The sequence below is a fragment of the Streptomyces sp. MS191 genome (genome assembly GCF_008042125.1).
Taxonomy (GTDB): domain Bacteria; phylum Actinomycetota; class Actinomycetes; order Streptomycetales; family Streptomycetaceae; genus Streptomyces.
On record NZ_RDBI01000040.1, the window covers coordinates 878051 to 889389 of the forward strand.

General features: G+C 72.9%; 6 protein-coding genes and 1 pseudogene. 4 read left to right on the top strand and 3 right to left on the bottom strand.

Annotated features, from left to right (window positions below):
• Positions 1–149: 149 nt before the first annotated feature.
• The 3 genes from EAO71_RS11000 to EAO71_RS11010 form a co-directional block, all read right to left on the bottom strand.
• Positions 150–1610, bottom strand: a complete 1461-nt coding sequence (locus EAO71_RS11000; RefSeq protein WP_147977549.1) for a glutamate synthase subunit beta — start codon at positions 1608–1610, stop codon at positions 150–152.
• Entirely contained in the window at positions 1603–6162 is a 4560-nt protein-coding gene (gene gltB, locus EAO71_RS11005) for a glutamate synthase large subunit (RefSeq protein ID WP_147977550.1), read from the bottom strand. Before gltB ends, EAO71_RS11000 begins: the two co-directional genes overlap by 8 nt.
• A gap of 539 nt (positions 6163–6701) precedes the next feature.
• Complete coding sequence (locus tag EAO71_RS11010; RefSeq protein WP_147977551.1) at positions 6702–7430, bottom strand: VIT1/CCC1 transporter family protein; 729 nt, start codon at positions 7428–7430, stop codon at positions 6702–6704.
• A 283-nt stretch (positions 7431–7713) separates the two neighbouring features.
• Between EAO71_RS11010 and EAO71_RS11015 the strand changes: the two genes are divergently transcribed.
• The 4 genes and pseudogenes from EAO71_RS11015 to EAO71_RS11030 all read left to right on the top strand — a co-directional run.
• On the top strand, positions 7714–8736 hold the full coding sequence (locus EAO71_RS11015) for an ADP-ribosylglycohydrolase family protein (protein ID WP_147977552.1): 1023 nt from the start codon (positions 7714–7716) through the stop codon (positions 8734–8736).
• Complete coding sequence (locus EAO71_RS11020; protein WP_410093960.1) at positions 8625–9986, top strand: ADP-ribosylglycohydrolase family protein; 1362 nt, start codon at positions 8625–8627, stop codon at positions 9984–9986. Before EAO71_RS11015 ends, EAO71_RS11020 begins: the two co-directional genes overlap by 112 nt.
• Positions 9967–11118 carry an ADP-ribosylglycohydrolase family protein gene (locus EAO71_RS11025; RefSeq protein ID WP_147977554.1) on the top strand — a complete coding sequence of 384 codons (1152 nt, stop codon included), beginning with the start codon at positions 9967–9969 and terminating at the stop codon, positions 11116–11118. Before EAO71_RS11020 ends, EAO71_RS11025 begins: the two co-directional genes overlap by 20 nt.
• Positions 11115–11339, top strand: a pseudogene (locus EAO71_RS11030) (ADP-ribosylglycohydrolase family protein); the annotation flags it as partial. The gene EAO71_RS11025 and the pseudogene EAO71_RS11030, both read left to right, overlap by 4 nt.

Consider the following 11339-nt stretch of genomic DNA (forward strand, 5'->3'; position numbering starts at 1 on the left):
TCGCCCCCGCGCCGGGGGCCGCCGCCGGGGCGGGGACGCGCCGCGGCGCCCGCCCAGTCGTCCGGTCGGGGACATTCGGGCAGGCGCCGCGCTCAGTTCCGTACTCCGTTGTACGGGACGTGTGGGTGGGGGCGTCGCCCCCTGGAGGGTCAGACCGTCAGGGCGCGGTCCGTCGGGCGGATCGGGGCCGGCAGGTCGCTGGCTCCGGTCAGGAAGCGGTCCACGCCGCGCGCCGCGGAGCGGCCCTCGGCGATCGCCCAGACGATCAGCGACTGGCCGCGGCCGGCGTCACCGGCGACGAAGACGCCGCCGACGTTCGTCGCGAAGTCCGCGTCCCGCGCGATGTTGCCGCGCTCGTCCAGGTCCAGGCCGAACTGGGACACCAGGCCGTTCTCGACGTCCGTGCCGGTGAAGCCCATCGCGAGCGTGACGAGCTGGGCGGGGATCTTCCGCTCCGTGCCCGGCTTCTGGGTCAGCCGGCCCTCGACGAACTCGACCTCGACCAGGTGCAGGAACTGGACGTTGCCGTCCTCGTCGCCCTCGAAGTGGGTGGTGGAGACGGAGTAGACCCGCTCGCCGCCCTCCTCGTGCGCCGAGGTGACCTTGTAGAGCATCGGGAAGGTCGGCCAGGGCTGGCCGGCCGCCCGCTCGTCGCCCGGGCGCGGCATGATCTCCAGCTGCGTGACCGAGAGCGCGCCCTGGCGGTGGGCGGTGCCCACGCAGTCCGCGCCGGTGTCACCGCCGCCGATGACGACGACGTGCTTGCCCTCCGCGGTGATCGGCGGGGCCACGAAGTCGCCCTCGACGACCTTGTTGGAGAGCGGCAGGTACTCCATCGCCTGGTGGATGCCGGCCAGCTCACGGCCCGGGACGGGCAGGTCGCGGGCGGTGGTGGCGCCGGCGGCGACGACGACCGCGTCGTACCGCTTGCGCAGGTCCTTGGCGGTGATGTCGCGGCCGATCTCGACACCGGTGCGGAACTTGGTGCCCTCCGCGCGCATCTGCTCGATGCGGCGGTTGATGTGCCGCTTCTCCATCTTGAACTCGGGGATGCCGTAGCGCAGCAGGCCGCCGATGCGGTCCGCACGCTCGAACACCGCGACCGTGTGGCCCGCCCGGGTCAGCTGCTGGGCGGCGGCGAGACCCGCCGGGCCCGAGCCGATGACGGCGACGGTCTTGCCGGACAGCCGCTCGGGCGCCTGCGGCCGGACGTCGTTGGCGTCCCACGCCTTGTCGATGATGGAGACTTCGACGTTCTTGATGGTGACGGCCGGCTGGTTGATGCCGAGCACGCAGGCCGCCTCGCACGGAGCCGGGCACAGGCGGCCGGTGAACTCCGGGAAGTTGTTGGTCGCGTGCAGCCGCTCCGACGCCGCCGCCCAGTCCTCGCGGTAGGCGTAGTCGTTCCACTCGGGGATGAGGTTCCCGAGCGGGCAGCCGTTGTGGCAGAACGGGATGCCGCAGTCCATGCAGCGGCCGGCCTGCTTGCTGATGATCGGCAGCAGGGAGCCGGGGACGTAGACCTCGTTGAAGTCCTTGACTCGCTCGCCCACCGGACGGGTCTTGGCGACCTCGCGCCCGGTGGTCAGGAAGCCCTTGGGGTCAGCCATGGGTCGCCGCCTCCATCATCTTCTCGGTGGTCTCCTGCTCGGAGAGACCGGCGAGCTCAGCGGCGTCCTTGGCGGCGAGCACTGCCTTGTACGTGGTCGGGATGATCTTGCTGAAGCGGTTCACGTTCACGGACCAGTGGGCGAGGAGCTTCTCCGCGACGGTCGAGCCGGTCTCCTCCTGGTGGCGGCGCACGACATCGTGCAGCCACGTCCGGTCGGCGTTCGACAGGGTCTCGACCGCTTCCAGGTTGCCCGGGTTGACGTTGTCCCGGTCGAGGTCGACGACGTAGGCGACACCGCCCGACATGCCGGCCGCGAAGTTGCGGCCCGTCTCGCCGAGGACGACCGCCGTGCCACCGGTCATGTACTCGCAGCCGTGGTCGCCCACGCCCTCGGAGACGACCAGGGCGCCGGAGTTGCGGACGCAGAAGCGCTCGCCGGTGCGGCCCCGGAGGAACAGCTCGCCGCCCGTCGCGCCGTACGCGATGGTGTTGCCGGCGATGGTCGAGTACTCGGCGAGGTGGTCGGCGCCGCGGTCCGGGCGGACGACGATCCGGCCGCCGGAGAGGCCCTTGCCGACGTAGTCGTTGGCGTCGCCCTCCAGGCGGAGGGTGACACCGCTCGGCAGGAAGGCGCCGAAGGACTGGCCGGCGGAACCGGTGAAGGTGATGTCGACGGTGTCGGCGGGCAGACCCGCGCCGCCGAACTTCTTCGTCACCTGGTGGCCGAGCATGGTGCCGACCGTGCGGTTGATGTTGCGGATCGCGACCTGGGCGCGGACCGGCTGGGCCTCCTCGGCGGTGGCCGCGTTCAGCGCCTCGGCGGCGAGCTCGATCAGCTCGTTGTCGAGGGCCTTCTCCAGGCCGTGGTCCTGCTCGATCAGGGCGTGGCGGACCGCGCCCTCGGGCAGCTCCGGCACGAAGAAGAGCGGGGCCAGGTCCAGGCCCTGCGCCTTCCAGTGCGTCACGGCGCGGCTGGTGTCCAGCAGCTCCGCGTGGCCGACGGCCTCCTCGACGGTGCGGAAGCCCAGCTCGGCGAGGATCTCGCGGACCTCCTCGGCGATGAACTCGAAGAAGTTGACGACGAACTCGGCCTTGCCGGAGAAGCGGTCGCGCAGGACCGGGTTCTGGGTGGCGATGCCGACCGGGCAGGTGTCCAGGTGGCAGACGCGCATCATGACGCAGCCGGAGACGACGAGCGGCGCGGTCGCGAAACCGAACTCCTCGGCGCCCAGGAGGGCGGCGATGACGACGTCGCGGCCGGTCTTGAGCTGGCCGTCGGTCTGGACGACGATCCGGTCGCGCAGGCCGTTGAGCAGCAGGGTCTGCTGGGTCTCGGCGAGGCCGAGCTCCCAGGGACCGCCGGCGTGCTTCAGCGACGTGAGCGGCGAGGCGCCCGTTCCGCCGTCGTGGCCGGAGATGAGGACGACGTCCGCGTGGGCCTTGGAGACACCGGCGGCGACCGTGCCGACACCGACCTCGGAGACCAGCTTCACGTGGATGCGGGCCGCCGGGTTGGCGTTCTTGAGGTCGTGGATCAGCTGAGCCAGGTCCTCGATGGAGTAGATGTCGTGGTGCGGCGGCGGGGAGATCAGGCCGACGCCCGGGGTGGAGTGCCGGGTCTTGGCGACCCACGGGTAGACCTTGTGGCCGGGCAGCTGGCCGCCCTCGCCGGGCTTGGCGCCCTGCGCCATCTTGATCTGGATGTCGTCCGCGTTGACCAGGTACTCCGAGGTCACGCCGAAGCGGCCGGAGGCGACCTGCTTGATGGACGAGCGGCGCGCCGGGTCGTACAGGCGCTCCGGGTCCTCGCCGCCCTCACCGGTGTTGGACTTGCCGCCCAGCTGGTTCATGGCGATGGCGAGCGTCTCGTGCGCCTCGCGGGAGATGGAGCCGTACGACATGGCGCCGGTGGAGAAGCGCTTGACGATCTCGGAGACCGGCTCGACCTCGTCGAGGGGGATCGACGGGCGCTCGGAGGTGAAGCCGAACAGGCCGCGGAGCGTCATCAGCCGCTCGGACTGCTCGTTCACCCGCTCGGTGTACTTCTTGAAGATGTCGTACCGCTTGTTGCGCGTGGCGTGCTGCAGGCGGAAGACGGTCTCCGGGTCGAACAGGTGCGGCTCGCCCTCGCGGCGCCACTGGTACTCGCCGCCGATGTCCAGCGCGCGGTGCGCGGAGGGGACGCCGGAGGCGGGGTACGCCTTGGCGTGGCGGGCGGCCACCTCCTTGGCGACGACGGCCAGGCCGGCGCCGCCGATCTTGGTGGCGGTGCCGTTGAAGTACTTCTCGACGAAGGCGTCCTCGAGGCCGACGGCCTCGAAGACCTGGGCGCCGCGGTAGGAGGCGACGGTCGAGATGCCCATCTTCGACATGACCTTGAGGACGCCCTTGCCGAGCGCGTAGATCAGGTTGCGGATGGCCTGCTCGGGCTCCATGCCCTCGATGAACGTGCCGGCGCGGACCAGGTCCTCGACCGACTCCATCGCGAGGTACGGGTTGACGGCGGCGGCGCCGTAGCCGATGAGGAGCGCGACGTGGTGGACCTCGCGGACGTCGCCGGCCTCGACCAGCAGACCCACCTGGGTGCGCTGCTTGGTGCGGATGAGGTGGTGGTGGACGGCGGCGGTGAGCAGCAGCGAGGGGATCGGCGCGTGCTCGGCGTCGGAGTGCCGGTCGGACAGCACGATCAGGCGGGCGCCGCCCTCGATCGCGGCGTCGGCCTCGGCGCAGATCGCGTCGATGCGGGCGGCGAGCGCGTCGCCGCCGCCGGAGACCCGGTAGAGGCCGGAGAGCGTCGCGGCCTTCATGCCGGGCATGTCGCCGTCGGCGTTGATGTGGACGAGCTTGGCCAGCTCGTCGTTGTCGATCACCGGGAAGGGCAGCGTGACGCTGCGACAGGAGGCCGAGGTCGGCTCCAGCAGGTTGCCCTGCGGGCCCAGCGAGGAGCGCAGCGAGGTGACGAGCTCCTCGCGGATGGCGTCCAGCGGCGGGTTGGTGACCTGCGCGAAGAGCTGGGTGAAGTAGTCGAAGAGCAGCCGGGGGCGCTCGGAGAGGGCCGCGATCGGCGAGTCCGTGCCCATGGAGCCGAGCGGCTCGCCGCCGGTGCGGGCCATCGGCGCGAGGATGACGCGGAGCTCTTCCTCGGTGTAGCCGAAGGTCTGCTGGCGGCGGGTGACCGACTTGTGCGTGTGCACGATGTGCTCGCGCTCGGGGAGGTCGGAGAGCTCGATCTCCCCGGTCTCCAGCCACTCCTCGTAGGGGTGCTCGGCGGCCAGGGCGGCCTTGATCTCGTCGTCCTCGACGATCCGGTGCTCGGCGGTGTCGACGAGGAACATCTTGCCGGGCTGCAGGCGGCCCTTGCGGACGACCTTGGCCGGGTCGATGTCGAGCACGCCGACCTCGGAGGACAGCACGACGAGGCCCTCGTCGGTGACCCAGTAGCGGCCGGGGCGCAGACCGTTGCGGTCGAGGACCGCGCCGACCTGGACGCCGTCGGTGAAGGTGACGCAGGCCGGGCCGTCCCAGGGCTCCATCATCGTGGAGTGGTACTGGTAGAAGGCGCGCCGGGCCGGGTCCATGGAGTCGTGGTTCTCCCACGCCTCCGGGACCATCATCAGGACCGAGTGCGGCAGCGAGCGGCCGCCGAGGTGGAGCAGCTCCAGGACCTCGTCGAAGGAGGCGGAGTCGGAGGCGTCCGGGGTGCAGACCGGGAAGATCCGGTCGATCGCGGCGTCGCCGAAGAGGTCGGAGGCGAGCTGGGACTCGCGGGCCACCATCCAGTTGCGGTTGCCCTTGACCGTGTTGATCTCGCCGTTGTGCGCGACGAAACGGTACGGGTGGGCCAGCGGCCAGCTCGGGAAGGTGTTGGTGGAGAAGCGGGAGTGGACCAGGGCCACGGCGGTGGCGCAGCGGCGGTCCGACAGGTCCGGGAAGAAGGGCTCCAGCTGGCCGGTGGTCAGCATGCCCTTGTAGACGATCGTGCGGGCGGACAGCGACGGGAAGTACGTCGCGGCCTGGCGCTCGGCGCGCTTGCGCAGCGCGAACGCCTTGCGGTCCAGGACGATGCCCGTGCTCTCGCCGTCGGCGACGAAGATCTGGCGGAAGACCGGCATCGTGGCGCGGGCCGAGGCACCGAGGAGCTCGGGGGCGACGGGGACCTCGCGCCAGCCGAGGACGGTCAGGCCCTCTTCGGCGGCGATCGTCTCGATCTGCGAGACGGCCTGTGCGGAGCCGTCGGCAGGGAGGAAGGCGATGCCGACGGCGTACGCGCCGGCCTCGGGGAGCTCGAAGTCGGTCACCTCGCGCAGGAAGGCGTCGGGGACCTGGAGGAGGATGCCGGCGCCGTCTCCGGAGTCGGGCTCGGAGCCGGTGGCGCCTCGGTGCTCGAGGTTGCGCAGTACGGTCAGCGCCTGCTCGACCAGCGCATGGCTGGCAACACCGGTGAGGGTGGCCACGAACCCGACACCGCAGGCGTCGTGTTCGTTACGGGGGTCGTACATTCCCTGCGGAGCAGGGCGACCGTCCATGGGCGACCAGGCGTCGGAACGCATCGGCTCTCCCGTCGTCGTCGTGGCATATGCAGCAGCCGAGGGACGACGTTGGCCCTCCGCGAAATTTCGTGCAGGTTACATGATGGCTGGCTTCTCGAAAAGTGGATAGCGCGTTCCAACATGCGGACACCGCGGATACGGAGCGGTGGCTTTGGTTCACCTGTGGGGCAGTGAGGGCTACGTTCCTCACGGGGGACGGATCGATGGGTCCGGGGGATCTCCGGCGACCCGTCGCAGAGCGGGCTTCGTTGCCCGCGGCGCTTACGCCTCATGCCCGGTGGTTAAGGGCTCGAAACCGCCGGGTAACGGCTAGGTATGTAGCGCTGTGCATAGTGTCTCACCGGTTCCCCGGATCCGCTCAGGGAGATACGTCACAGCGCATGCGCCGGGACCCCCGTCCCAGGTGGGACGGGGGTCCGGTGGTGCGCGCCCTCGCGGCGCCGCCGGAGTCGCCCGAGTACACCCGGTACGAGGCTCCGTCTTGCGATGCGCCACGTCCGACGCCGCGGGCCGATCCTCGAAGATCGCCCGGACAGGACCTAGAGCGCGGCGCCGAAGAGCATGCCGAGTCCGTACGTGAGGGCCGCCGCGGCACCGCCCAGGACCAGCTGGCGCAGCCCGCTGAACCACCAGCTGCGGGCCGTCACCCGGGCCACCAGGGCGCCGCAGGCGAAGAGCCCGAGGAGCGCGAGCAGCACGGCGGGCCACAGCGCGGTCGCGCCGAGCAGGTAGGGCAGCACCGGCAGCAGCGCGCCGAGCGCGAAGGAGCCGAAGGAGGAGACGGCGGCGACCGTCGGCGACGGCAGGTCGTCGGGGTCGATGCCCAGTTCCTCGCGGGCGTGGATCTCCAGCGCCTGCTCGGGGTCCCGGGAGAGCTGCATCGCGACCTCGCGGGCCAGCGCGGGCTCGACGCCCCGGGACACGTACAGGGCGGCGAGCTCCTCCATCTCGTCGACCGGGTGCTTGCGCAGCTGACGGCGCTCGACGTCGAGTTCGGCCTGCACGAGCTCCCGCTGCGAGGCGACCGAGGTGTACTCGCCCGCGGCCATCGAGAAGGCGCCGGCCGCGAGCCCGGCGAGGCCGGTGATCACGATGGTCTGCTGCGAGACCGCGCCTCCCGCGACACCGGTCATCAGGGCGAGGTTGGAGACCAGGCCGTCCATCGCGCCGAAGACCGCCGGACGCAGCCAGCCGCCGTTCACATCGCGGTGCGTGTGGTTGTCGCGGTGGGCCTCGTGGAGCGTTGCCTCGGTTTCGATGATGGACATGCCTCTCCCCTGTCTTCTCGGCGGGTCGGGCCGACCCCGCCGCCCCTCAACACCTCGAAAATACGCGCGATGTAAGGGGCCCGCCAGCAAGGCAGGCCGTACTTACTAAGGCTCACCTCAGTGTTCGCCGACCGGACTTCGGCGTCGGGACGGGGCGGGAGGGAGCCCGCCCGGGTCTGCCGCGGGTGTTCACCGGTGGTGTCAGGCGGGTGACAGAGACGTTTCACCGTCTCCTCCCGCCCCGTACGTGGCACAGATTCAGGAACCGTGAAAGGGGAGTGGCATGGCGAGCGAGACGACGGCGACGGCCGCGACGACGGGGTGCGACGCGCGCGAGCGGGCCCGGGGCGCGCTGCTCGGCCTCGCGGTCGGCGACGCGCTCGGCGCGCCCGCCGAGAACATGCGCCCCTCGGAGATCCGCAGCCGCTGGGGCCGGATCGAGGGCTTCGTGACGGACCGTCCGGCCGGCACGGACGACACGGAGTACGCCATCTTCTCCGGTCTGCTGCTCGCCCGGCACGGCTCGGCCCTGACGGTCCGGCAGGCGGAGCACGCCTGGCACCAGTGGATCGCCGACCAGGACGAGGGCCCCTTCCGCGGCGCCGGCTTCAGCGAACGCGGCACCCTGGAGAACCTCCGGCGCGGGCTGGCCGCGCCGATCTCCGCGCAGCACCGGCACGCCTGGTCGGACGGTCTGGCCATGCGCGCCGCCCCCTTCGGCGTCTTCGCGGCGGGCCGCCCGGCGGAGGCCGCCCGGCTCGTCGCCGTCGACGGCAGCGTCAGTCACGACGGCGAGGGGATCTACGGCGGCCAGGCCGTCGCGGCGGGCGTGGCGGCGGCGATGGGGGGCGCCTCGGTGACCTCGGTGATCGCGGCGGCGCTCTCCGTCGTCCCGATGGACTCCTGGACGGCCCGATCGCTGCGCCGCGCGGTGGTCGCCGCCCAGCGCGTCCAGCCCGACGCGCTGACCCGGGAGCGCACGGTCCGCTCGGCGGTCGTGATCGGCGGCTACCCGTGGACCGACCTGGCGCCGGAGGCGGTCGGGCTGGCGTTCGGGGCGTTCGCCGCGGCCCGCGGCGACTTCCGCACCTCCGTCCTGACCGCGGTCAACATGGGCCGCGACGCGGACACCACGGCGGCCGTCGCCGGCGCCCTCGCCGGGGCCTCGGCGGGCGTGTCGGCCATCCCGGAGGAATGGGCGACGGCGATCGGCCCGGTGACGGGCAGCTGCCTGCCCTCGATGCGGGGCTACCACGTCCTCGACATCGCGGACCTGCTGACGACGGYCGAGGAGGTCGCTCCGTGACCACTGTGGACAACCGACCCGACCCGGCCCGCCCCGCGGGGCCGGAGGACCTTCCCGTCCTCGGCTCCGAGGCGATCGGCCTGCTCACCGCGGAGCCGMGCACCCCGGTGCCCCGGCACCGCATCGAGGGACTGCTCCTCGGCCTCGCCGCCGGTGACGCGGCGGGCTGGCCCGCGGCCCGGCATCGCGCGGCCCGCATGCCCGAGTGGACCCGCCGCCTCACCCGCGAGCTCGACACCTTCGCGGAGCAGAACGCCACCACCACGCTCCCCGTGCCCATCGCCCTGAACCAGCCTCCCGAGCCCCTGCGCCTCGGCCCCTCCGACGACGCCGAGTGGGCCGTCTTCACCGCCGAGGCCCTCCTCGCCTCCGCCGGTCCGCTCTTCGCCTCGCTCCCGCCCGAGCGGCGGATCCGCGCCGCCGTCGACCTCGCCTGGAACGCGCTGGCCTGCCAGATCGCCGCAGCGGCCGACCGCGCCCCCGAGGTCGAGTCGGCCGTGCTCCCGCTGCGTGCCCGGATCTCCGTGCGCGCCGGACTGGGCAACCTCGCCACCGGACTGCGCCCGCCCGCGACCGGCCACGACAATCCGCACTACTTCGACGACGCCGCCTGCGTGCGCGCCACGGTGCTCGCCCTGGTGCACCCCGGGGACCCGGCGGCCGCCGCCGAACTGGCCGAGTTCGACGCCCGCTACACACAGGACGGCGACGGGGTCCACGGCGCCCGCGCGATGGCCGCGGCCGTCTCCGTCGCCCTCGCCGGGGCATCGGTCCACGACGCCGTGGCCGCGGCGCTCGACCAGCTGCCCCCGGCCACCGAGATCGGCCGCAACGCCCGGCAGGCCGTGGCGATGGCCGAGGAGGCGACCAGCGCCTTCGCGCTCGTGCCGCTGCTCGAGCACCAGATCGTCGACCACGTCTACAGCTACGGCATCGCCGCCGCCGAGACGGTCCCCGTCGCCCTCGCCCTGGCCGCGGCCGCGCGCGGCGAAGCGGCCTCCGCCGTGCCGGCGGCGGCCTGCCTCTCCCGGGTCGCCGACTCCGCCCCCGCCCTGGCGGGCGCGCTCACCGGCGCGCTCGGCGGCGGCGCCTCCCTCCCCGCCAGTTGGCGCGACGCCTGCCGCACCCTGGCCGGCTGCGCGCTCCCCCGGCTCGCGGGCACGGACCTCGTCGAACTCGCCGGGTCGCTCGGAGACACGGAACTGGCCACCCCGGGTGGACAATTCCGACATGACACCCACACTGGATGACCGGATCACCGGAAGTCTCCTCGGTGCGGCCGTCGGCGACGCGCTCGGCGGCCCGGTCGAGGGCTACACCCCCGAACAGATCCTGGAGCGTCACGGCGGCCGGGTCACCGGCATCGTCGGCCCCTGGAACGGCGACGCCTGGCGCACCGCGCGGCCCATCGCCCCGTACCACAAGGGCGACGGGCACGTCACCGACGACACCCTGATGACGCACGCGCTGATCCGGGTGTACGAGAAGGTCCGCGACCACCTCGACGCGTACGCCGTCGCCGACCACCTGGTCCCGGACCTCGTCGGCAACCCCGTCTGGATCCCGGAGCTGGAGGCCGAGGCCCTCCCCCTGCAGCGGATCTTCCTCGCCGAGAAGTGGATCGTGGCCCGCATCCACTACGGCCACGTGGACCCGCGCGAGGCGGGCAGCGGGAACATCGTCAACTGCGGTGCGGCGATGTACATGGCGCCGGTCGGCCTGGTCAACGCGGCGCATCCGGCGCGGGCGTACGCGGAGGCGCTCGACGTCGCCGGCGCCCACCAGTCCTCGTACGGCAGGGAGGCGGCCGGGGTGTTCGCGGCGTCGGTGGCCGCCGCGTGCGCGCCGGGCGCCACGCCGGAGTCGGTGGTCGACACCGCGCTCGCCCTCGCCAAGGACGGCACCCGGGCGGCGATCGAGGCCGTGTGCGAGGTCGCGGCCCGCCACGACGACGTCGAGTCCGCGCTGATCCCGCTGCGCGACGCGGTCGCCCCCTTCGACACGGTGGGCCCGGACTACCGCGCCCCCTCGCTGGGCGCGCGCCGCCCGTCCCGGCTCCACTCGATCGAGGAACTCCCGGTCGCGCTGGGGATGCTCCTGGCCGGCGCGGGCGACTACCGCCGCACGGTGCTCGGCGCGGTCAACTACGGCCGTGACTGCGACTCGATCGCCACGATGGCCGGGGCGATCGTCGGCGCGCTCCGCGGCGAGCCGGCCGTGCCCTCCGACTGGGTGAAGCAGGTGGCGGAGGCCAGCCGGCTGGACCTGCACGCCCCCGCCACCGCCCTGGCGGCGGTCGCCCACGAGGTCTTCGCCCGCGACACGGCCCGGCGGCGCGAGCACGAGGCGGCGTACACGGCGCTGACGAGCGCGGCCCGATGAACCTGCGCGTCACCTGGGTCCAGCCGGAGGACCTGGTCGGCCACGAGCTGCGCCAGGCCGCGGAGGACGGTCGCGACGCCACCGCGCTCGCCGCCCGCTGGTCCGCCGCGGGCGGCCGCCCCGCGCCGGCGGCGGCCGGCGCCTCGCCCGGACCCCGTCCGGATCTGCGTCCCCTGGCGGAGCGCCTCCTCGACGAGCTGGCCGCCCTGCCCTCCCCGCTG

What these genes read in the sequence shown, in the direction of transcription:
- EAO71_RS11025 (WP_147977554.1), top strand. Translation starts at nt 9,967, where the DNA reads ATGACACCCACACTGGATGACCGGATCACCGGAAGTCTCCTCGGTGCG.
- gltB (WP_147977550.1), bottom strand. Translation starts at nt 6,162, where the DNA reads ATGCGTTCCGACGCCTGGTCGCCCATGGACGGTCGCCCTGCTCCGCAG.
- EAO71_RS11010 (WP_147977551.1), bottom strand. Translation starts at nt 7,430, where the DNA reads ATGTCCATCATCGAAACCGAGGCAACGCTCCACGAGGCCCACCGCGAC.
- EAO71_RS11000 (WP_147977549.1), bottom strand. Translation starts at nt 1,610, where the DNA reads ATGGCTGACCCCAAGGGCTTCCTGACCACCGGGCGCGAGGTCGCCAAG.